Annotated in this window: 17 protein-coding genes and 7 pseudogenes; 13 read left to right on the top strand and 11 right to left on the bottom strand. The window is 64.8% G+C overall.

Features of this window, described 5'->3' with window-relative positions; translation table 11 throughout:
- Positions 1 to 133: 133 nt before the first annotated feature.
- Positions 134 to 3,481: a Swt1 family HEPN domain-containing protein gene (locus tag G6N24_RS15215; RefSeq protein WP_085161770.1), complete on the bottom strand. Its 3,348-nt coding sequence runs from the start codon at positions 3,479 to 3,481 to the stop codon at positions 134 to 136.
- Between the two features lie 127 nt (positions 3,482 to 3,608).
- Between G6N24_RS15215 and G6N24_RS15210 the strand changes: the two genes are divergently transcribed.
- Both G6N24_RS15210 and G6N24_RS15205 read left to right on the top strand, forming a co-directional pair.
- Positions 3,609 to 3,836, top strand: coding sequence for a ribbon-helix-helix domain-containing protein (locus G6N24_RS15210; RefSeq protein WP_232070581.1), 228 nt, complete (start codon positions 3,609 to 3,611; stop codon positions 3,834 to 3,836).
- Positions 3,731 to 4,249 carry a type II toxin-antitoxin system VapC family toxin gene (locus tag G6N24_RS15205; RefSeq protein ID WP_331253231.1) on the top strand — a complete coding sequence of 173 codons (519 nt, stop codon included), beginning with the start codon at positions 3,731 to 3,733 and terminating at the stop codon, positions 4,247 to 4,249. The genes G6N24_RS15210 and G6N24_RS15205 overlap by 106 nt, the downstream gene beginning before the upstream one ends.
- Positions 4,250 to 4,288: 39 nt before the next feature.
- Here G6N24_RS15205 and G6N24_RS15200 read toward each other — a convergent pair.
- The 5 genes and pseudogenes from G6N24_RS15200 to G6N24_RS15180 all read right to left on the bottom strand — a co-directional run.
- Positions 4,289 to 5,398, bottom strand: a pseudogene (locus tag G6N24_RS15200) (hypothetical protein); the annotation flags it as partial.
- 28 nt (positions 5,399 to 5,426) lie between these two features.
- Positions 5,427 to 5,768 carry an integrase core domain-containing protein gene (locus G6N24_RS24795; RefSeq protein WP_163745447.1) on the bottom strand — a complete coding sequence of 114 codons (342 nt, stop codon included), beginning with the start codon at positions 5,766 to 5,768 and terminating at the stop codon, positions 5,427 to 5,429.
- A 119-nt stretch (positions 5,769 to 5,887) separates the two neighbouring features.
- A complete protein-coding gene (locus G6N24_RS24790; RefSeq protein WP_232070580.1) occupies positions 5,888 to 6,430 on the bottom strand; it encodes a DDE-type integrase/transposase/recombinase in 543 nt (180 codons plus the stop codon).
- A gap of 523 nt (positions 6,431 to 6,953) precedes the next feature.
- Positions 6,954 to 8,621: pseudogene (locus G6N24_RS15185) on the bottom strand (DUF1156 domain-containing protein); the annotation flags it as partial.
- Positions 8,621 to 12,031, bottom strand: coding sequence for a helicase-related protein (locus G6N24_RS15180; protein ID WP_085160028.1), 3,411 nt, complete (start codon positions 12,029 to 12,031; stop codon positions 8,621 to 8,623). The gene G6N24_RS15180 and the pseudogene G6N24_RS15185, both read right to left, overlap by 1 nt.
- A 121-nt stretch (positions 12,032 to 12,152) precedes the next feature.
- Between G6N24_RS15180 and G6N24_RS15175 the strand changes: the two genes are divergently transcribed.
- The 9 genes and pseudogenes from G6N24_RS15175 to G6N24_RS15140 all read left to right on the top strand — a co-directional run bounded on the left by G6N24_RS15175 (position 12,153) and on the right by G6N24_RS15140 (position 16,413).
- Positions 12,153 to 12,776 carry a hypothetical protein gene (locus G6N24_RS15175; protein ID WP_139822371.1) on the top strand — a complete coding sequence of 208 codons (624 nt, stop codon included), beginning with the start codon at positions 12,153 to 12,155 and terminating at the stop codon, positions 12,774 to 12,776.
- A pseudogene (locus G6N24_RS25885) lies at positions 12,776 to 13,261 on the top strand (nucleotidyl transferase AbiEii/AbiGii toxin family protein); the annotation flags it as partial. The gene G6N24_RS15175 and the pseudogene G6N24_RS25885, both read left to right, overlap by 1 nt.
- A gap of 103 nt (positions 13,262 to 13,364) precedes the next feature.
- A complete protein-coding gene (locus tag G6N24_RS24785; RefSeq protein ID WP_085160032.1) occupies positions 13,365 to 13,781 on the top strand; it encodes a nucleotidyl transferase AbiEii/AbiGii toxin family protein in 417 nt (138 codons plus the stop codon).
- Positions 13,782 to 13,783: 2 nt separating this feature from the next.
- Positions 13,784 to 14,020 carry a hypothetical protein gene (locus G6N24_RS15160; protein WP_085160034.1) on the top strand — a complete coding sequence of 79 codons (237 nt, stop codon included), beginning with the start codon at positions 13,784 to 13,786 and terminating at the stop codon, positions 14,018 to 14,020.
- A 36-nt stretch (positions 14,021 to 14,056) separates the two neighbouring features.
- Positions 14,057 to 14,800 carry a hypothetical protein gene (locus G6N24_RS24780; RefSeq protein ID WP_232070579.1) on the top strand — a complete coding sequence of 248 codons (744 nt, stop codon included), beginning with the start codon at positions 14,057 to 14,059 and terminating at the stop codon, positions 14,798 to 14,800.
- Positions 14,801 to 14,872: 72 nt separating this feature from the next.
- Positions 14,873 to 15,088 (top strand): annotated as a pseudogene (locus G6N24_RS24775) (DDE-type integrase/transposase/recombinase); the annotation flags it as partial.
- 60 nt (positions 15,089 to 15,148) lie between these two features.
- Positions 15,149 to 15,490, top strand: coding sequence for an integrase core domain-containing protein (locus G6N24_RS24770; RefSeq protein ID WP_163745447.1), 342 nt, complete (start codon positions 15,149 to 15,151; stop codon positions 15,488 to 15,490).
- A gap of 118 nt (positions 15,491 to 15,608) precedes the next feature.
- Positions 15,609 to 15,854 (top strand): hypothetical protein, encoded by a 246-nt coding sequence (locus G6N24_RS15145; protein ID WP_232070578.1) that lies wholly within the window; start codon positions 15,609 to 15,611, stop codon positions 15,852 to 15,854.
- A gap of 259 nt (positions 15,855 to 16,113) precedes the next feature.
- The gene (locus G6N24_RS15140) at positions 16,114 to 16,413 is read left to right on the top strand and encodes a nucleotidyltransferase family protein (RefSeq protein ID WP_085155925.1); all 300 of its coding nucleotides are present in this window, start codon (positions 16,114 to 16,116) and stop codon (positions 16,411 to 16,413) included.
- 60 nt (positions 16,414 to 16,473) lie between these two features.
- Here G6N24_RS15140 and G6N24_RS24765 read toward each other — a convergent pair whose 3' ends face one another.
- The 3 genes and pseudogenes from G6N24_RS24765 to G6N24_RS15130 all read right to left on the bottom strand — a co-directional run bounded on the left by G6N24_RS24765 (position 16,474) and on the right by G6N24_RS15130 (position 17,904).
- Positions 16,474 to 16,815, bottom strand: a complete 342-nt coding sequence (locus tag G6N24_RS24765; protein ID WP_163745447.1) for an integrase core domain-containing protein — start codon at positions 16,813 to 16,815, stop codon at positions 16,474 to 16,476.
- Between the two features lie 60 nt (positions 16,816 to 16,875).
- Positions 16,876 to 17,169: pseudogene (locus G6N24_RS24760) on the bottom strand (DDE-type integrase/transposase/recombinase); the annotation flags it as partial.
- Positions 17,170 to 17,565: 396 nt separating this feature from the next.
- On the bottom strand, positions 17,566 to 17,904 hold the full coding sequence (locus tag G6N24_RS15130) for a hypothetical protein (protein WP_179963434.1): 339 nt from the start codon (positions 17,902 to 17,904) through the stop codon (positions 17,566 to 17,568).
- Positions 17,905 to 18,072: 168 nt separating this feature from the next.
- Between G6N24_RS15130 and G6N24_RS15125 the strand changes: the two genes are divergently transcribed.
- Complete coding sequence (locus G6N24_RS15125; RefSeq protein WP_232070577.1) at positions 18,073 to 18,315, top strand: HepT-like ribonuclease domain-containing protein; 243 nt, start codon at positions 18,073 to 18,075, stop codon at positions 18,313 to 18,315.
- A gap of 203 nt (positions 18,316 to 18,518) precedes the next feature.
- Here G6N24_RS15125 and G6N24_RS15120 read toward each other — a convergent pair.
- Positions 18,519 to 19,732: pseudogene (locus G6N24_RS15120) on the bottom strand (IS110 family RNA-guided transposase).
- Positions 19,733 to 20,133: 401 nt separating this feature from the next.
- Here G6N24_RS15120 and G6N24_RS15115 point away from each other — a divergent pair.
- Positions 20,134 to 20,568: pseudogene (locus G6N24_RS15115) on the top strand (4-hydroxy-2-oxovalerate aldolase); the annotation flags it as partial.
- Here the strand turns inward: G6N24_RS15115 and G6N24_RS24755 are convergent.
- Entirely contained in the window at positions 20,455 to 20,721 is a 267-nt protein-coding gene (locus tag G6N24_RS24755) for a hypothetical protein (protein ID WP_163745529.1), read from the bottom strand. The pseudogene G6N24_RS15115 and the gene G6N24_RS24755 sit on opposite strands and share 114 nt — an antisense overlap.
- Between the last annotated feature and the right edge of the window lie 54 nt (positions 20,722 to 20,775).

Below are 20,775 nucleotides of genomic sequence, written 5' to 3'. Positions count from 1 at the left end.
GCTCTCTGGTCACGAGTGGCGAAGCCTGGCAAGCAAATCCGCTGTGGACGAGGACGCGTCTGCATCGCGTCTTCAAGCCGTGGCCCCGAAGCCCCAAGCAAGTCCCGTTGGGGTTGGTGGAGTTCTGTGAAGCTCACGTTTCCTCAAACCCCGACTGGTCGAACTTCAGCGTCTGAGCGTTCTCGGACACGGTGCGGATCTCGCCTTCGCTGAAGCCGGCGGCGTCGGTTGCTTCGATTTCGATCTTCACAACGAGTTTGGCACCGGTGTCTCGGAGATGGGCGATGATCTCCTCGGCGACGTTCTTGAAGTCGAAAGCGATCCTGTCGGCGCTGAGCGTCTTGACTCCGTAGAAGCGGGTCTTCGGTGGGGGGAACGCGATGTCAACCGGTGGCTTTGGCGGCGTGCCCGGGCCGACGACCGGCGTGCCCGTGCCATCGGGGCCCGGCGTGGGTGGGGGAGGTACTTCGGTTTCGCGTTGCTTGACGGCGACGTCGGGCCGCACCAGCAGCAGGGAGTCGGTTGCGGCCGGCGCGGCGCCCTTGTCGTCGGGGGTCCATAGCCCGATGTAGCGGCCGGCCGCCTCGTCGAAACCCGTTGCCAGGGCGAAGGCGTCGGTCTGCCAGATCATCGGCATGTCGACGATGCCCTCATCGAGCACCCGCCGGTCGCGCAGCCTGGGCATGTAGGGGTACTGGCTGTAGAGCCGCCACAGCGCACCCAGCGACACGTGCCCGTCCTTCCAGATCTGCGGCACCTTGCCGATCGCCAGCCGAATCGTCGCGGCGGCTTGGCGGGTCGACAGGTCGCCGTCGCTGCCGAGTCGGCGCGAAACCCGTTCGGCCAGCGAGGTGGACTGGCCCTCGACCTTGGTCTCGCGGATGACGAATGGCGCGCCGGGATTGGGTTGCGTCGGAACGAGTGCCCAGGTGAATGTCTGCAGCAGCCGGGACGTGACGGTCTGGTCGGCCTGGGTCTGGCGCTGCGTCGCCTGGTTCTTCTGGTTCTGCGTCAGGTCCAGGTCTGCCTCGCTGGCCAGGACGTGGGTCCAGCCGAGGTAATCACGTGTGGCGTTGTCGAGTTCTTCAAGCCGGGCGTCGTCGGCGGCCAGGTAGACGAGCATGTTGCGGTTGGTGCGGTTGGCGCTACCACGGTGTTCGGTGGCCTTGTGCGCGAACTCTTTTGCGGGGGAGTCGGCTCCGCGCCTGTGGGCGACTTTCGGGTGCAGGATGACGAGTCGGGCCTCGTCGGTGTCGGGAATGTCGGCGTTGGATTCGGGGCAGATGTGCACGCCGGCGAAGTCGCCCCTGGTTTTGGCTTGGCCCTGCAGCCGGCGGACGATCTCGGCCCATACGTCCTCCTTGTGCAGCCGTTCGGCCTGGTCCTTGGCGGTGCGAGTGATGTTGGCCTGCAGGTCATACCAGTACTTGCCCGAGCCGGAGTAGAAGTAGGTGGCCCGATCGCCGAGCTGGGTGAGTGCCGCGTGGAAGTTGCCCGGCACGTCGCCCGGCACGGCGGTGCCCAAAAACACTCGCTGAGTCTCCAACCCCTTGTGGGCGGAGCCGATGGTCGGCACCGCGCCGAAGAACACCGTGCGGGCCAGACGCTTGGTCAATGATCGCTGCCCGAACAGCGGCTTGGCCTTGTCGATGCGGGCGGGCTCGGAGTTCGCGCCGTCGACGTCGGCGTCGATGATCGCCTTCCACGAATCCTGAAGGTACTGCGTGAGTTCGGCGTTCACACTCGCGGTCGCCAGCGGGATCGAGCCGGGCATGATCAGCGGCGAGGCGTCCTCACCCGCCCACAACGCGTGGATGACGGTGCTCATCAGCCGCAGCACCCCACGGGTGCGCTGGAAGCGCTCCAGCGACGACCATTCCTCGTAGAGCCGGTCGAACAGCTCGGGGTGGATGGGGTAGGTGCGCTTGACCCGATCCTCGTATGCCGTGTCTCGGGACTCTCGGGGAAAGTCGTCGCTGTACTTGCGGTACATATCGACGTAGGCGCGGGCGGTGGCGCCGATCGACGCCAGCGCGGCGGCGTCGGGCTGCTTGAACAGGCGCTGCTTGACGATCTGATACGCCTCGGCCGACGACGCCGGACGCCACTGGTCGGCGACGCGGCGGACGACGTTCTGCAGGCGCTTGAGTGCCTCCAAGCCGTGCGCGCCGCCGACCTCCTCGGCGTTGCCGGCCACGACCTTGTCGGCGTCGTCGCCGCTTTCCGAGGCGGGGATCGAAATCACCAGCAGCACACCGGAGGTGCCCTTGGCGGCCTCGGTGAGCGTCTGCGCGAAGGTGAACTGGTCGTCGAACGTGCCGCCGGCCAGGTCATCACGGCCGACCAGGGAGCGGGCGTAAGCGACCCACTCGTCGATCAGGATGACCGCCGGGGCGTAGGTGGCCAGCAGCTCGTGCAGCGCCTTGCCCGGGTGGGTGCGATCGGCATCGGCCTTGGCCACCAACGCATATCCCTTCGCTCCGCCGAGCTGCCAGGCAAGCTCACCCCACATGGTGTTGACGTGCGTGCCGTCGTCGTGTGTCACGCCGGAGGGGCTGAAGTGGTTGCCGACAATCGCGACCCGGTTGACCGTTGCTCCGGTGTACCCGTTGGCGGTCAGCAGATCCTGGGTCTCCTGCGGGAACTGCCCGACGGGAAGACCCGACGCGACATGCCACAGCGCGAGCAGGGAGTGGGTCTTGCCGCCACCAAAGTTGGTCTGCAGGTTGATCACCGGCGGCGCGTTGTCGTCACCGGACAGCCTGCGCACCGCGCGTCCGATGAGATCGCTGAGGCCTTCGGTCAGGTAGGTCCGGTTGAAGAACTCGACCGCGTCGGCGTAGCCGGCGTCCTGCTCGCCGCCGAAGGCGACCTTGTAGAGATCGGCGGCGAACTCCGACGCGGCGAAGTTGCCGGTGGCGACGTCGTCGTGCGGTTGAAGCACTTCGCGCCACGGCTTCAGGCCGTTGCCTTCGGGGTTGTCGACGGCGGCCTTGAGGACCTTCCTGTCGTCCTTGTCCGCGGTGACCCGGCGCAGGTTGAGCCGAATGTTGCGGACGTCGTCTGCCTCTTGTGCCGCGCCGATGAGCCGCAGCAGCCGCTCGCCGGTGTCGAGGGCACGGTAGGCGTCGTCGTCGGTGAAGGTTCCGTTGTGCGCCCAGGTGTTGCGCACCTCCCTCAGCTCGATGGCGAACGACTCTCCCGCTTTGCCCAAGGCCTGATTGAACGGGTACCAGCCGGGCTTGCAGGCCGCGGTGATGTTGCTCTCGGTCAGCATCCGGAATTGGACCTGCGGGTCGAGCGGATCATACGTCTTACCTGCTGGCGCGCCCTTCTTCAGATCCTTGCCCTGGACCAACTTGGTCCACTCCGCTCCGAGCGCCGGGTTCGCCTGTCCGACAACCGAGGCGATGAAGTCGTCCAGCGCGGGTGCCATCGCCTGGAACATCCGGTCGATACGATCCCTGTTGCTTACTGCCATGTCCGTCGTCCTCCCAATGTGGACAGGTAATGACGCTAGTCGAAGGCGGCGACAATTAAGCGAGGTCGCACCGCTCTTCGTGGCGAAGGCTCCCGCCGACTCACGTGATCAGGGTATGCTGGCATACATGAAGCGGACGACGATCAAGATCTCGGATGCTCTCGACGCCCGTTTGCGGCATGAGGCCAAGCGGCGAAATCTGACCATCTCCGAGATCAGCCGCGCCGCGCTTGAGGCTTACTTTGATCAATCCAGCGGCCGTCGCCGGCTTCACGCTGCGGGAGCCGGCCGCAGCGGCCGCGCCGATGTCTCCGAGCGCATCGAGGAAATTCTCGCCACGGAGGTCGGGCGATAGCCGCGATCGTCGTCGATGCCGGCCCGCTGTATGCCTATGTCGACGCGGACGACGCTCACCATGTTTCGTCGCTGGCGCTGCTCGAAACGCATCCCGGACCGCTGATAGTGCCGACGCTCGTCATCACCGAGGTGGTCTACCTGCTGGGTACCCGCCTCGGCGCGGAACCGGAGGTGCGCTTCCTCGGTGACCTCGCAGACGGCGCATTCAGTGTCGAGCCGGTGGCCGCCTCCGACTGGATTCGAATCGCCGAGCTGGTCGCGCGGTATCGGGACCTGCCGCTGGGCAGTGTCGACGCATCCGTGGTGACCACCGCGGAGCGTTTAGCCATCGGGGAGATTGCGACCTTCGACCGTCGCCACTTCAGCGTCGTACGTCCGCGCCATGCCGACGCCTTCACCCTGCTTCCTTGACGGTGCCGCAATTTGTGGCACTGGCGCTCTGGGACCGCATCAGTCGTCCTGGTCGACGAAGTCGAAGGAGCCTTGTGGTGCCGCCGACACGTTCTCGGCGCGGGCGGCGTCGACGATCTCGGGCCAGCTCGTCACCAGGTTGTTGAAGCTCAGCGCGTCCTTGGTCCACCCGTTGGACTCGGCGATCCTGAACAGGAGGTGAGCCAGCTCCTTGACCAGGTCGGCGTCTACGGCACCATCGGGACGGCTGAGTGCGGCATTCAGAAAGTCACCTGCCGCTGGGATTCCGTCGCGTTCAAGGACTTTGATGAGATGGTGTAGGGCTTCCCAGTTGCTCGTGTGCAAGTCGCGGACGACGTCGTACTGCAAACTCAGATCGGCAGGTTTGATTAGCTGGACGTTCCCCGCGCGTGACGTGACGATGCCGTCGCGGTCCATCGCATCGACGCTGGTGTTCCGGGCGCGGGCAAGATTGTCGGCGTCGCCGAATTTGCCTACGCCGTAGCTATGTTGGCGGTACCAAGCGATAGCGAAGCGACTCGTCGCGTCGAAATCGCCCTCTTGCTCATTGAGCACCTGGTCGAGGATTTCGTTGATGCGAGCCAAAGCTGAGCGGACAGTCATTCTTGAGCCGTCGGTTTCGAGGATGGCGCTGTACCGGCTGAACACCGCCATGCCAGGCCCGATCGCCGCTTGCGGAAGGTCAACGGGCGCAACCTGTCCATGTTGGAGTTGCCGCAATGCGTCCGGAAGTTCGGCCTCCAGCACCGCGATAAACCCACGTCGGTCGGTCGTGGGAGCACTATTATTCCTTGGTCGGAGCGAAAGAACGATCGATGACGCGAGCGCATTTGTGCCCACGCTGATCATTCGGCCACCGCGTTCACTCCGAAGCGGCCAGGTGGACGTGATCTCCCAGCCGGATTGGATCATGCCTTCCAGCAGGGTTTCCCACCCGGTAGACGTCCGGCCGCTCTCGTCTGTCTCACTCTGCTTGAATGCGTAGTAAACGGTGATCGGGTAGTCCTTCGAAGCACCGGTTCGTGCATGGTGGAAGACGCTTTGGAATCCCTCCTCGAAGAAGTCCTCTGCCGCGTCCTTTCCGCCGTGCCGATAGGGGTTCGCGACCAACTCCTCGGCCTTCGGTAGCTGTCAAGGTGTTTGAGACAGCGTCTCACTATGTGGACACTATTTTCGGTTGTGGGGTCGGTGGGTTGATCCATGCCGCGGTCGGTAGTTTCGGGGGCTGTGGTGGGCTGCTAAACCGGTTGGGGTTGGCGGCGTAGGCATCGGCCATGACCCGGGCTCGTTTGGCCTGGATGTCGGCGGCGGTGCCGAAGTACACCGACGCCGGTGTGTGCAGGCCGAGCGCGGAATGGCGGTGCTCGTGGCGCAGGTAGTCGAAGAAGTCTTTGCACCAGGTGCGGGCGTGCTCGATCGAGTCGAACCGTTCGGGAAAATCGTTGCGGTACTTCAGCGTTTTGAACTGGGATTCGCTGAACGGGTTGTCGTTTGACACCCGTGGGCGCGAGTGGCTGCGCGCCACGCCGAGGTCGATTAGCAGCTGGGCGACGTTCTTCGACGTCATCGCCGAACCCCGGTCGGCGTGGATCGCGCCGGGCCGCCCGTGTAGCGCGGTCAGCTCGGCCATCCAGTCCTGGCGATGTCGGCGTCCTCGTGGTACTCGACGCGCCAGCCGACGGGGTAGCGGCTGAAGATGTCCAGCATCACGTAGAGCTGGTAGAACTCGCCGCGCACCGGTCCCGCCAATTTGGTGATGTCCCAGGACCACACGTCGTTGGGTTGGTGGGCGACCAGCTCGGGTTTGACCCGCGGCGGGTGTGTGGCTACCCGCCGCCGTTCGCGGGTCATGTTGTGCGTGCGCAGGATCCGGTACATCGTGGACTGCGAGCACAGGTAGACGCCCTCGTCGAGCAGCTCGGCCCACACTTGGGCGACCGCCTTGTCGGCGAAGCGCGGCTGGCACAACACCGTAAGGATCTGCGTGCGCTCGGCCGCGTCGAGCGCATTGGGCGGCGGTCCGCTCGGCCCGGGTTTGCGGCGTGGACCGGCAGGGCGGTTGCGCTGCCGATACAGGCTCGCGCGCGGCTTGCCCAGCAGCGCGCACGCCTTCGCGGTCGAGGTCAGCCGCTCCACCTCGGGCAGCAACTGTGCGATCACTTCTTCGACCCGGGCCGCGTGCCCGTGCTCTCGGAGAGCGTCTCCAAGAGCGCGTGTGCTTTTCCCACCAGATCCAACGCGGCCCTCGTGCGTTCAAGCTCGGCCTCGGCCCGTTCGGCCCGCTTCCGTAGCCGTTCGATCTCGGCCTGGTCGCGGTCCTTACCACGACCGCCTGACCGGGCCAGCCGTCCAACGCGCCCGCGTCGCGCGCTCGGCGCCACTCCACGATGTGCGATGAGTACAGGCCCTCACGCCGAAGCAGCGCACCCCGCGCACCCGGCTCGGTCAACGCGTCGTACTCGGCCACAATGGCCGCCTTGTACTCCGGGGTGAAGTTGCGCCGCCGGGGACGATCCGCCCGCGGACCCTGGGCCGAATCGGTTCCCACGCCTTCATCATCGGCGCTACCCTTCCGGACCTCAGCCAAAGTCGCCGTCATTGTTCGTTGCAATCCTTACTTGCCCTCAATACCTGGTCAGATATTTTCGAACCCTGCTGTCTCAACTAACCCTGCCAGAGAGGGCTTCGGCACAAGCATCGTTGAGAGCAGTTCGGGATAGACGCGTCGAAGGCTTCTTCGCAGCCATACGTAGAAGTAGTCCGAGAGGTCGGAGTATCCGATGTTGTCGTAGTACGGGGGGTCGGTCGAGATCACGGCGGATCGCTTGACCGCTTCAGAGGCATCCTGTTGGGCGACATCTCCGCTCTTCCCTACCACGAGCGCTTCGAGGACTCGGGTGATCCCGCGGAGCATGAAGCCAAGATTCCCGGAGGCATCACTAAAGGGATTGGCTTCGGCGAAGTCCCATGTCATGGGAATTGCTTGACGAGCAAACGTGTTTCGGATGCCCTCATTCTTCGGGTCAGGCATCCATGTCGAGATCGTCGACCCGTAGTCGGCGAGGCGACTGACTGCAAGACCGAGGTACGTGGCCACGGCGTCCGCGTATTCGACGGAGCCGCCGTCAGACCGAATACGGTCGCGCGCTTCGGCGACCAAGTCGCTGAGCGTCGTGAGTGCCACGAGCTGCCGATTGGTGAAGAGGTCGGCCCACTTGGTCATGCCGTAATTGGGTGTCTTGAAATCTCTCGGATTCTTAGGCAATTCGCCCATCGGGACGTCCCCGGGGCGATCGACATCGCTGGCAGCCTCATGTGTAACGCTCGGCTCGATGTAGACTCGTTGGCGATTGCCCTCCGCGACTATCGCCATCAATTGTGTGTTCATCCGACCGGCTTGCCCCTCGGCACGTATGTAGTTGAGGGGAACCGGGAATTTGCATGCGACGCAATGCGCTCCCGTGCGGCCGACTGTTCCATCGTCGGTCGCAGGCGCCCGCTTCGCGTCGTGCCCGATCTCGAATCGGACCCGCTGACCAGAAGGGTGCGACGAATCGACGACGCTTGGCACGACGTACGCTTCTTTTCCCTTCCTCTTGCCCAACCACCAACTCCTCACAAGCGGCATCTCGATGCCGCAGGCAGGGTTGGGGCATGTCACTGTCCGCGCCCAAATCCACGCGATAACAGTGGCTTTCGATCCATCGGGCAGTGTCGCCTTCGGGTACAGATGCCCGATCCGCTTCTCGGCCTCGTCGCGCATCCACGCCCCGTACGCGCGAACGTCGGCCGCCAACCCCTCGGCGCCCTTCCAGGACCGAATCTCCGACTCCGCCAAGCCCGGGAATACCGGTGGCTGGTCGCGGAACTTGGGTGGAATCTCGATGAGTGCCTTGTTGATCAGCACTGCAACGGGATTCAGGTCCGACGCATGGGCTTCGAGCCCGAGGCGTTGTGCCTCCAGCGGGATCGTGCCGCCGCCCGCGAACGGATCGAGGATGGGCGGCGGTTTGCCGTCCGTCGATTTGAGGATCTCGGCGCGCGCCTCGGCCAGCAGCTTCTCGTCGCGCACGTTCTCCCAGACCACAAGTCGTTCGATGAGTTTATGCAGCCGGTCGCGTTCCTTGCGTTGCAGCTCCTCGGTGGGGAACTCCTCGGGCCGCGCCGACGGGTCGTCGACAAGCTGCGCGAACAGCACCGCACGGGCCGCAGCGAGCGGACGGCGCGCCCACCACAGGTGCAACGTCGACGGGTGACCGTGCCGAATCGACTTCTCCCGCGCCGACTCCCGGTTGATCGCCTCCAGTGGCAGCGCGACCTCGATCAGCTTGCGCTTGTACGGTGGGGTCATCAGAAGGGTTCCGTGCCTTTCCTCCACATCCTGTCCCAGTCGCCGCGGATGCCGGTGGCCTCGAAGCCGCCGAGATCCGTGGCGGCAAATGGGTTATCGAGGTAGCGGACCTCGTCGTGCTGCGCCCCGCGGGGATCGACCCGGACGAGCGCAAGCCGGTAGCGCGGCACGGCGTTCTTGCCGACCATCACCTCGTTGTGGGTGACGAAGAAGTCCTTCGCCCCGTCCAGGCGGGCCTTCACCTCGATGCGGTAGGTGTCGCCATTCGGTGCGGTCGACAGGACGTCGAAACCCTTGTTGGTGAACGCCTGCTCCACCGGTTTGCGGCCGAGCTCGCGCTCGCGCGCCAGCACCAGCTCGACCCCGCGGCGTTCCACCGCCTTGGTTTCCGTCGCATGGATCGGCGCCGCGGCAGGCAGGTCGCCTTCCACCATGGCCACCGGCAGGACCAGAGCCGCGGTGAGGATGCGCGGCGGCTTGGTCGACATCAGCGCCTGCTGGGCGAGCAACTCCAACCGCCTGCGCAACCTGACGTCGAGATCGACCGCCTTGCGGTTGAGGCTTTCCGCGGACTCCTTGGGCTTTTCGCCCGCTTGCTCTTTCTCAGCGGCGACAGCGGCGTCAAGAAAGAGTCGATCCCGTTCGCGTTCAAGCCTTTTGGTCACCAGCTCGCGGGTCTTCGCGAGTTCCGCGGATCGTCGTGGCCGCACCTCGGCGAGGTACTCGGGCAGTCGATTCGCGATGATCCAGCTGGTCGCCTTGTCCTCCGCCTCGGCCAGCCAGGGCAGCTGCCGGGCCGCCGTCACCGGCGGCACGTCCGGGGCAGCCACACAATCCAGGTAGGGCGCCGGCCCGGCCGCAGTGACGGTGCCGAAGCTGTCGACGTAGGCGTAGCCGAAGCGTCGGGAAACCGTCGCGCCGGTGGCATCAGCCACCTCTTCGACCACGCCGACCAGCAAATGCGGCTCCTCCAACGTCGACGACACCAACACCGTGCCACTGTTGAGCACACCGCCGTGCCGGCGGATGGCCTCGGCCATGACCGCGTCGTGCAGCGGGTGACCCGGCGCGAGCAGATCGGCACGGGCCAGCCCGTCCGGCTGAACGTGATTGAGGTCGAAGGTCACTCGGTCATACTTGGTCGCAATCGGCCCGTGCTTGCCGGCACGGACATGTGCTGGCACGTTGGCGATCTCGTATCGTCCCTGCTCGCGCTTGGCGATGCGGCCACCGAGCTGGGTGAACGCCGCCTTGAAAGCCAGCTCGATGTAGTGGGGCTGCAAGCGGCGGGCTCGGGCCTCGTCCATCGCGGCCCGGAGGGCAGCGAGATCGGCCTCGGCAAGGTGCTCGGCCGCCAGCGAGCGCTCTTCGAGTAGCTCCTTGAGCCCGATCGACACCCGGCTATCGATGACCTGGTGCATCTTGGCCTTGACCTCGGGCAGATCCCCATACCGGATCGCCTCCAGCAGCAGATCCCGCAGCGGTGTCTCGGCGAACGCCTCGCCGAGCACGTCAAACACTTTGCCGCCATAGGCTTTACGCTGCTCTTCAACCTTGATCAGCAGCCGGACAAACACCTCGCCCTCACGGGTGTTACTAGCGACGACGTTCCACAGCCGACAGACCTCTTCCTGGCCGATGCGGTGGATACGACCGAACCGCTGCTCGATGCGGTTGGGGTTCCACGGCAGGTCGTAGTTGACCATCAGATGCGCGGCCTGCAGGTTGAGCCCCTCGCCGGCGGCGTCGGTGGCCAGCAGGATTTGGCAATCGCGGTTCTTGGTGAATTCCTCGGTGATCATGCGGCGGTCGCCGCGGCGGACGCCGCCGTGGATGGCCTGCACGGCGTCGGGTCGCCCCAGTAGTGAGCGGATTCTGGCGGTGAGGTAGTCGAGGGTGTCGCGGTGCTCGGTGAAGATGATGAACTTGCGCGGCCGACCGTCCTTGTCGGTGGTCAGCGCGTGGTCCTGCAGGATCGTGCTGAGCTCGGTCCACTTGCGGTCGGTCCCCGAATCGCGCACCCGCTTGGCCACCGTGGTGAGCGCGGCGAGTTCGCGAAGCTCGGCGTCGAGTTCCTCGACGGTCTGGGCCGCGGTGGCGGCGTCGAGCAGTTCCTCCTCGATCTGTTCGATCTCCTCGGCGTTGTACTCGTCGGCGTCCAGGCTCTCCAGGTCGATGCTCGGCTCCTTCTCGACGTACGTGCCGTTGAGGATCTCCTGCTTCTTGCGTTCCAGGCGCTCGGAGCGGCGCACGAGGCTTTTGTAGATCGCCTCGGGACTGGACGCCAGGCGTCGCTGCAGCACGGTCAGCGCGAAGCCGACGGTGTTCTTACGCTTGCCCCCAACACGATCCGCGCGGTTCATGCCCTCCCGCACATAGGCGGTGACTTGCTCGTAGAGGTCGTACTCCAGCTCGGTGAGCTCGTAGGGCACCGTCTCGGCGATCCGCTCCGGAAACAGCCTCCTGCCCTCGAAGGTCAGCAGGTCCTCCTTGACCATGCGCCGCATGATGCCGGTGGTGTCGGCGGACTTCTTGCGCTTGCCCTCGAAGCGGTCACGATCCAGCAGGGTGAGGAACAGTTGAAAGTCCTCCTCCTTGCCCGAGTGTGGCGTCGCCGTCATCAACAGCAGATGCCGGGTGATCTTGCCGAGCAGCTCGCCGAGCAGGAAGCGCTTGGTCTTCTCGAGCTTCGCCCCGAAGTAGTGGGCGCCCATCCGGTGCGCCTCGTCGACGACGACCAGGTCCCACTCGGTCTCCCTGAGCTGGGCTTGCAGCTCGTCGTTGCGCGACAGTTGGTCCATGCGGGCAATGAGCAGCGGGTTGGTCTGAAAGACGTTGAGGTTCACCATGGCGTCGATCAGCTGATTGGTCAGCAGGTCGAAGCGCAGCCCGAACTTAAAGAACAGCTCATCCTGCCACTGCTCGACCAGCCCACCCGGCGCGACGACCAGACACTGCTTCACGTCGTCGCGAAGGATCAGCTCCTTGATATACAGGCCGGCCATGATCGTCTTGCCGGCGCCCGGGTCATCGGCGAGCAGGTAGCGCAGCGGGGTGCGCGGGAGCAGTTCGCCATAGACCGCGCGGATCTGGTGGGGGAGCGGGCGCACGTCGCTGGTGGCCACGGCGAGCATTGGGTCGAACAGGCCCGCGAGGGTGATGCGCTGGGCCTCGGCCACCAGCTTGAAGTCTGCGGCGGGGGCGTCGAACGGGCGGCTGCCGGAGGCGGCGACGTTGAGGCCGTCTTGATCCTTGCGGAAGACGACCTGCTGACCGAGATGACCGGCGGTGGTCTTGTACGTCAGCTCAAGGGCGTCGGTGCCATGCCACTGCGCCGCAATGACGGTCACCGCCTCGGCGGGGATCAGCCCGTCGACACGCAGTCCCGGTTTGAGCTCCTCCAGCAGCACGTTCGCCTCCCGGTTGCTAGCCAAACAACGCTAGTCGAAGGGTCCGACAGGGCGAAGCCCCCGCCGAGCTTGGAGTCGACTCATTCGACTCGATGCTAGAAACTCGATACACTTTCATGTCATGGGTACCGCCACGGCGATGAGTCCGGGAATGGCCCTGGCTAAAGTGCCGCCCGGCAGATTCGTGCATGTAAACGATCTGCCAGGTACGCCTGCTGCGAAAAGCTCAGCAGTATCGCGTGCTCACAAAGCGGGCGATCTCCTGCCCATCCGCAAGGGCCTCTACTACAAGGGCGCCAAGACGCGTTATGGGATGACCCGACCGTCCTCGGAAGAGATCGCTGCCGAGGTGCTTGGCGCCATCGGTGTCGGCCCCTGCGGGTATAGCGCCGCTCGGGCTCTCGGTTTAACTACCCAGGTACCGAGTCAGCCCACACTGACGGTCGCAGGTCCGGTTCCTACATCGGTGCCTGGCGTGAAGGTCTCTAGGCGCAACAATATGCGTCGGCGCAAGCTTCGCTACACGGAGATCGCACTGCTTGAGCTTCTCCGTGGCGATTGGGAAGCAACGGTTGACGATGGTTGGCCGGCGCTCGTATCCGCCTACGACAACGCCGTTCGGGCTCGCAAGATCCGGCCTGCAGCAGTGAGTGATGCGATCGCTTGTGAACGCTCGCCCACCGCGCGAAAGAATTTTGCCAAGCTTATGGGCGAAACGGTGGACAGCGCAGTCGGTCGCGCTTGATGTCCCTGCTACGCGAGCATCGCGACGACCTCAGAGCGCTCGTCGGCCTCACCGCAGATGCACTGGGTATCGGGGCGGTTTTCGTCGAGAAGGATTTCTGGGTTACAGAAGTCCTGCGAGCAGCCACTTCGCCGGTTGAACTCGAGGCCAGGGACGGTTCCCGCCATTTGGTGACCACGATCTTTAAGGGTGGAACCAGTCTCAGCAGGGTACATGGGCTGATCCAACGATTCTCTGAAGACGTCGACCTACTTGTGGGCTTCCCGCCTGTCGACGCAAGTGCCGGCGCAAAAGATCGCGTACTCAAAGGTATTCGCGACGCGGTTACCGTTCACTTGGCGCTCGACGCCGCTAACGTGACGACCGAGGGAGCGCCGACGACGGGCGTGAAACGCAACACTCGTTACACGTACCCGGCAATCGGGTATGAGGCCGCGGGAGTTGTCAGCCCCGGTGTCCTGTTGGAGATGGGCTGTCGCGGCGGAACTTTCCCGAGGGCCACGCACATGCTTCGTTCCATGGTCGCCGACCACGCGGTCGAGGTGCTCGGAGAATCCGCCGACGCCAGGGACGAGTTCGCGCCCGTCCATGGAGGTCCTTGCTCCCGAACGGACTCTGCTGGAAAAGCTCGCGTTGTTGCACGATTCTGCAGCGCGCTCGCACGACGAAAAGGCCCTCGAACGGTTAGTTCGTGGCGGGCGACACCTTTATGACATTCAGCGGCTGCTGAACTCCGAGCAAGTGATCGCGGCGCTTGACGAAATCGGTGCGGAAGGAATCGCGAGGTTGTCCGCCGATATTGACAAACACAGCGCAGATGCTGGGTTCAGCCACACGCCAAGGCCTGTCGGCGGATACGGCGAAAGCCCACTGCTGGATCCTTTGTCGTCGTGTCGCCCCGCATTGGTCAGGGGATACGCGCAAGCAATGGCACTGGTGTACGGCTACCGGCCAAGTTTCGACGAGTGCATCGAAACGATCCGCGCCCATAGCGAGCGGCTCTGAGCATGCTCACGCGCCTTATCAAAGCGCTCTTCGACGACCTCAAGCACACCTTGTTTGAGTACCGGTGGCTGGAGGCATTGCGTGATGCATTGCAGCACAGCGACATTGGCGTGTTCGAATCGAGCTTCAACGTCAGTGTTAGCGCCGATCCCGACGTCAAGATCGACGTGGACCGCGCGTTCATGCCGGAGCCCTCTCTGGCAGGGTTAGTTGAGACAGCAGGGTTCGAAAATATCTGACCAGGTATTGAGGGCAAGTAAGGATTGCAACGAACAATGACGGCGACTTTGGCTGAGGTCCGGAAGGGTAGCGCCGATGATGAAGGCGTGGGAACCGATTCGGCCCAGGGTCCGCGGGCGGATCGTCCCCGGCGGCGCAACTTCACCCCGGAGTACAAGGCGGCCATTGTGGCCGAGTACGACGCGTTGACCGAGCCGGGTGCGCGGGGTGCGCTGCTTCGGCGTGAGGGCCTGTACTCATCGCACATCGTGGAGTGGCGCCGAGCGCGCGACGCGGGCGCGTTGGACGGGCTGGCCCGGTCAGGCGGTCGTGGTAAGGACCGCGACCAGGCCGAGATCGAACGGCTACGGAAGCGGGCCGAACGGGCCGAGGCCGAGCTTGAACGCACGAGGGCCGCGTTGGATCTGGTGGGAAAAGCACACGCGCTCTTGGAGACGCTCTCGAGAGCACGGGCCCGGGTCGAAGAAGTGATCGCACAGTTGCTGCCCGAGGTGGAGCGGCTGACCTCGACCGCGAAGGCGTGCGCGCTGCTGGGCAAGCCGCGCGCGAGCCTGTATCGGCAGCGCAACCGCCCTGCCGGTCCACGCCGCAAACCGGGCCGAGCGGACCGCCGCCCAATGCGCTCGACGCGGCCGAGCGCACGCAGATCCTTACGGTGTTGTGCCAGCCGCGCTTCGCCGACAAGGCGGTCGCCCAAGTGTGGGCCGAGCTGCTCGACGAGGGCGTCTACCTGTGCTCGCAGTCCACGATGTACCGGATCCTGCGCACGCACAACATGACCCGCGAACGGCGGCGGGTAGCCACACCCGCCGCGGGTCAAACCCGAGCTGGTCGCCCACCAACCCAACGACGTGTGGTCCTGGGACATCACCAAATTGGCGGGACCGGTGCGCGGCGAGTTCTACCAGCTCTACGTGATGCTGGACATCTTCAGCCGCTACCCCGTCGGCTGGCGCGTCGAGTACCACGAGGACGCCGACATCGCCCAGGACTGGATGGCCGAGCTGACCGCGCTACACGGGCGGCCCGGCGCGATCCACGCCGACCGGGGTTCGGCGATGACGTCGAAGAACGTCGCCCAGCTGCTAATCGACCTCGGCGTGGCGCGCAGCCACTCGCGCCCACGGGTGTCAAACGACAACCCGTTCAGCGAATCCCAGTTCAAAACGCTGAAGTACCGCAACGATTTTCCCGAACGGTTCGACTCGATCGAGCACGCCCGCACCTGGTGCAAAGACTTCTTCGACTACCTGCGCCACGAGCACCGCCATTCCGCGCTCGGCCTGCACACACCGGCGTCGGTGTACTTCGGCACCGCCGCCGACATCCAGGCCAAACGAGCCCGGGTCATGGCCGATGCCTACGCCGCCAACCCCAACCGGTTTAGCAGCCCACCACAGCCCCCGAAACTACCGACCGCGGCATGGATCAACCCACCGACCCCACAACCGAAAATAGTGTCCACATAGTGAGACGCTGTCTCAAACACCTTGACAGCTACCGGAGTTCATCAAAGACAACCGGAACAATCCCTGGCTCAAGCGTCGCGAGCTACAAGAGCTGGATTGCGATCTCAGCGTTCTAGACATGATCAAGGCGATTCAGCCGCTGATGGATCCGCTGCAGGAAAGGCTGGACAAAGTCTTGTACCCGAGCGTTGCCGAGGACGCTGCAACGGTGCGGGAGCTGATCGGCCGGTTTCAGGGCAGGCGCGGCATGTACTTTCTGCAAACCGGCCCTGGATTCACTCGCCGTATGTTGGCACCGTCGCAGTCACCTCTTGCACCGCGCGTGCTGCACTTCGCCGACACGTACGGGGCCGACGCTGGCTAGCGCTCCTCATCGAGTCACTGCCGGCCTCGCCGCCGTCGTGTTTTGAGCTGCTTGCTGCGATCTCCGCTACCTGGCGGACCGACCACAACTCAAGTTGAAATCAATGGCCTTGCCGAAGCGAACTTGGCCGCTAGCTAGCCGTGGCCGCCGACATGTCACGGAATGTGCCGTCTGATGGTCGCAACTCTGCGAACCCGGGCCACTGCCTTGAGCGCTGGACCCGCCGGTCGGGCACAATGTACACGCGGAGGTGACAGGGGTGCACGAGGTGGTCGAGTCGAGGCGACACCAGATTCAGGCGCTGTGCCGTGAGCTATCCGTGCGCCGCTTGGACGTGTTCGGCTCCGTTGTCAGCGGTTCGTTCGACGTCGACACGAGTGATGTCGACGTGCTCGTGGAGTTCGAGGTGGGACCGGATTTCGACCATTACTTCGCGCTCAAGGAAGGGCTTGAAGAAATCATCGGCCGGCCGGTTGACGTGGTGACACCATCCGGCCTGGCGAACCCCTACTTCAGACAGCGCGTCATGCAGACGCGAGAACTGATCTATGCAGCCTGATCCTCGAAAGTACGTGTGGGACGCGCCGGTAGCTGTCAAGGTGTTTGAGACAGCGTCTCACTATGTGGACACTATTTTCGGTTGTGGGGTCGGTGGGTTGATCCATGCCGCGGTCGGTAGTTTCGGGGGCTGTGGTGGGCTGCTAAACCGGTTGGGGTTGGCGGCGTAGGCATCGGCCATGACCCGGGCTCGTTTGGCCTGGATGTCGGCGGCGGTGCCGAAGTACACCGACGCCGGTGTGTGCAGGCCGAGCGCGGAATGGCGGTGCTCGTGGCGCAGGTAGTCGAAGAAGTCTTTGCACCAGGTGCGGGCGTGCTCGATCGAGTCGAACCGTTCGGGAAAATCGTTGCGGTACTTCAGCGTTTTGAACTGGGATTCGCTGAACGGGTTGTCGTTTGACACCCGTGGGCGCGAGTGGCTGCGCGCCACGCCGAGGTCGATTAGCAGCTGGGCGACGTTCTTCGACGTCATCGCCGAACCCCGGTCGGCGTGGATCGCGCCGGGCCGCCCGTGTAGCGCGGTCAGCTCGGCCATCCAGTCCTGGGCGATGTCGGCGTCCTCGTGGTACTCGACGCGCCAGCCGACGGGGTAGCGGCTGAAGATGTCCAGCATCACGTAGAGCTGGTAGAACTCGCCGCGCACCGGTCCCGCCAATTTGGTGATGTCCCAGGACCACACGTCGTTGGGTTGGTGGGCGACCAGCTCGGGTTTGACCCGCGGCGGGTGTGTGGCTACCCGCCGCCGTTCGCGGGTCATGTTGTGCGTGCGCAGGATCCGGTACATCGTGGACTGCGAGCACAGGTAGACGCCCTCGTCGAGCAGCTCGGCCCACGGGCGACCGCCTTGTCGGCGAAGCGCGGCTGGCACAACACCGTAAGGATCTGCGTGCGCTCGGCCGCGTCGAGCGCATTGGGCGGCGGTCCGCTCGGCCCGGGTTTGCGGCGTGGACCGGCAGGGCGGTTGCGCTGCCGATACAGGCTCGCGCGCGGCTTGCCCAGCAGCGCGCACGCCTTCGCGGTCGAGGTCAGCCGCTCCACCTCGGGCAGCAACTGTGCGATCACTTCTTCGACCCGGGCCGCGTGCCCGTGCTCGGAGAGCGTCTCCAAGAGCGCGTGTGCTTTTCCCACCAGATCCAACGCGGCCCTCGTGCGTTCAAGCTCGGCCTCGGCCCGTTCGGCCCGCTTCCGTAGCCGTTCGATCTCGGCCTGGTCGCGGTCCTACCACGACCGCCTGACCAGCCGCCAACGCGCCCGCGTCGCGCGCTCGGCGCCACTCCACGATGTGCGATGAGTACAGGCCCTCACGCCGAAGCAGCGCACCCCGCGCACCCGGCTCGGTCAACGCGTCGTACTCGGCCACAATGGCCGCCTTGTACTCCGGGGTGAAGTTGCGCCGCCGGGGACGATCCGCCCGCGGACCCTGGGCCGAATCGGTTCCCACGCCTTCATCATCGGCGCTACCCTTCCGGACCTCAGCCAAAGTCGCCGTCATTGTTCGTTGCAATCCTTACTTGCCCTCAATACCTGGTCAGATATTTTCGAACCCTGCTGTCTCAACTAACCCTGCCAGAGAGGGCGCTGCGCGCCGCGGGATTCCTGGGTCAGTTCGCAGCCTGGAAGACATTCGGGGAATAGGCAATTCGAGATCGTCGGTGAGGCGTTGAGTCAACTGGCGAAGAGCAACGTCGACCTGGCGGCGCAGGTTCCGGAGCTGCCGCGGATCGTGGCCTTTCGGAACATTCTGATTCACGGGTATGCGAACGTCGACGACAGCCTTGTATGGCAGGTCCTGACAGACAAACTTGCACAGTTGGCAACCGTGTTGCGGGCGTTGCTGGCCGACTTTGCAGGCGGTCCCGAGTCCATTGACGCACCGTCAACCCGCGAGGAGGCCGGGAGTTGAGTCAGGAATCCGAGCGCGAAGCCGGCCATCGAGGAGGGCTACATCCTCGACGTGCTGACTACTAATGGATTCGCTTCGACTTGGTCCAGTCGGTCGCTTCTCGGTCGCCCGGATCGCCTTCAGGGCGATGCAGCTACCAGCCGCCGGAGTGTTGGGGCCGCGCGGTGCTGCGGCGGTTTTTGACATCCGACGGTGGTAAGTCGTCAAGCCGCGGCCGCGGTGCGGTGCGCCCAGGCGGTGTTTTCGTCGTAGGTTTTGTGGTGGGTCAGGCAGCCGTGCAGGATGCCCACGAGACGGTTGCCCAGGGCGCGGAGCGCTTGATGGTGGGTGTTCCCGGCCGCGCGGCGCTGGTCGTAGTACGCGCGGGCGCCGGGGCTGGTGGATGGGGCGCAAAACGCCCATAGGTCGATGGCGTCATACAGACGGCGGTTTCGCAACGTGGCGTGCCAGTACCGCGCGTTTGTTGCCTGAGGCAATGGTCAACGGTGAAGTGCCGGCGTAGTTTCTGCGAGACGTGGCGTCGGTGTACCGGTTCGGGTCGTCCCCGAACTCACCGAGCACCCGGGCGCCGAGGATGACACCGAGTCCTGGCAGGGAGAGGTAGATGTCGGCGTCCGGGTGTGTCTCAAAATGCTGTGCCAGGGTGGCCTCGAGGTCACTGATCTGGCGGTTGAGTTCGGCGATGATGGCCACGGTGGTACGGGTGGTGGCCGCCAACGCGGCACTGACGGGGGCCGGAGCGGTCAGCTGATCAGGTGCGCAGCGTGGCGTGGATCTCTCTGGCGCGGTCGGCTACGTTACGTTGGCGCCCACCACGTTTGAGCGCTGATTGAATCGCCGCCAAAGACATCCGCGCTGCCTGCTCGGGGCTTGGTGCGCGGTCGAGCACCCCCAACGCATCGCCGTGCGCTAGATCGTCGAAAGTCTCCAGCGCCGCGGGGTAATACTCGCGCAGCGCGTTCCGCAGGGCGTTGGTATGGCGGATGCGGGTCCAGATCAGGCTTTGATGGGCCCGGGCGAGCACCTTGATCGCCTCGGCATCGGCGCTGTCCCCGGCGACGCTGCGATGGTTGTGCCGGTCGGTGCGCACGAGATCGGCCAGCAGTTTGGCGTCGGAGGCATCAGATTTGGCGCCCGAGACGTGGTGGCGGTCGCGGTAGCGGGCCACGGCCAGCGGGTTGACCGCGTATACCTGATATCCGGCGGCGACAAGTGCTGCTACCCACAGCCCGCGATCGGTTTCGATGCCGACCACCACTTGATCGGGTTCCTCGGTGTGTTCGGCGATCAGCGCATGTAGCTGGCTGATTCCGTTGAGTCCTTCAGGTAGTCGGCGCGACGCCAGCTGCCGCCCGGCCTCATCCATCACATGCACGTCGTGATGGTCTTCGGCCCAATCGTCGCCCACGAAGATCATCTGGCTCCCTCCTCGACTTGTCGTGTGGTGCAACCACTGTCGAGCCCGAGGACACCCGGCGACAACCTAATGGATCAGTGCTCCAGTGGCACAACATCCCACCAGTGCTTCAGGCGACCTCACCAACCGGCCGGGGCACGATCTAGAACTCGGAATCTTTTCTCGCTCCCGGATCCGCGAGTGCTCACCGTCCGGCGGCTCGGTGATCAGCTTCACGCGATCACGGGTCCAAACCCGTCAACGGCACGCTGATCGAATCCCAACATGACCGGACGCCGCCAACGTGCTCGTTACCTCGACGGCAACTGCACCGCCGAGCGCATCGCCGCTCACACCGCCGAAATCGCCTGAACCCCATCATGATTGATGATAGCTAAATCAGTGACGTCACGCTGCGCGACGGCATGCGCGCCGTGCGGCACCTCATGACGAGCCGTCTGACGACTCCGGCGATGATGGCGGTTAAAGCCAAACTGTGGAGGGCCTGCGCCGCCTGCGTATACGTCGTCGATTCCGGTGGAGCCATGACCATGCGTGACGTCGCCGAGCGCGTCGGCGCGCTGCGCCAAAGTCTTTTTTTCCGCAACGGAAATCGGCATTCGCGCCCACCACAATCTGGCGCTGGCCAACTCGACTGTCGCTGTCGACCACGGCGCTCACCGAGTCGACGCGTCGCTGACCGGCATGGGCGCCGGCGCCGACAACGCATCGCTCAAACCGGGTTACACTGCCGCTTCCTTCCGCATGCCGACTCCGCCGGAGCTCGGTTTGGTATCGACGCCCGCGCCCTGCTCGAAGAGGCCGGACGCTGTGGGATGGCGCGGGGCCAGGAGGACGACGGCGGTCATCATTGCTAGCAGCGCGTTGACTGCTCCGTTCGGGTACTCGGGTCGGAGGGCGCGGGTGATGGTCGCGCCGATCATGGTGACGATCAGTGCGCTGGCTGCGGCTGGGGTGGGGCTCGGTGCAATGGCGATCAACGGGGGCACGATCGACCCTATGGCGCCGAGCGAGGCCGTCGGGAATGCTCTTGCGAGGCGGTT

This window comes from Mycobacterium lacus (assembly GCF_010731535.1).
Taxonomy (GTDB): Bacteria; Actinomycetota; Actinomycetes; order Mycobacteriales; family Mycobacteriaceae; genus Mycobacterium; species Mycobacterium lacus.
Note: the sequence above shows the minus strand (reverse complement) of the source record. Positions and strands in the feature narration are given on the sequence as shown.

Bases quoted from the DNA above. Each gene is read 5' to 3' on its own strand.
- G6N24_RS15215 (WP_085161770.1), bottom strand. From the start codon at position 3,481: ATGGCAGTAAGCAACAGGGATCGTATCGACCGGATGTTCCAGGCGATG.
- G6N24_RS15210 (WP_232070581.1), top strand. From the start codon at position 3,609: ATGAAGCGGACGACGATCAAGATCTCGGATGCTCTCGACGCCCGTTTG.
- G6N24_RS15175 (WP_139822371.1), top strand. From the start codon at position 12,153: ATGGGTACCGCCACGGCGATGAGTCCGGGAATGGCCCTGGCTAAAGTG.
- G6N24_RS24785 (WP_085160032.1), top strand. From the start codon at position 13,365: ATGGAGGTCCTTGCTCCCGAACGGACTCTGCTGGAAAAGCTCGCGTTG.
- G6N24_RS15160 (WP_085160034.1), top strand. From the start codon at position 13,784: ATGCTCACGCGCCTTATCAAAGCGCTCTTCGACGACCTCAAGCACACC.
- G6N24_RS24780 (WP_232070579.1), top strand. From the start codon at position 14,057: ATGACGGCGACTTTGGCTGAGGTCCGGAAGGGTAGCGCCGATGATGAA.
- G6N24_RS15145 (WP_232070578.1), top strand. From the start codon at position 15,609: ATGATCAAGGCGATTCAGCCGCTGATGGATCCGCTGCAGGAAAGGCTG.
- G6N24_RS15130 (WP_179963434.1), bottom strand. From the start codon at position 17,904: ATGACGGCGACTTTGGCTGAGGTCCGGAAGGGTAGCGCCGATGATGAA.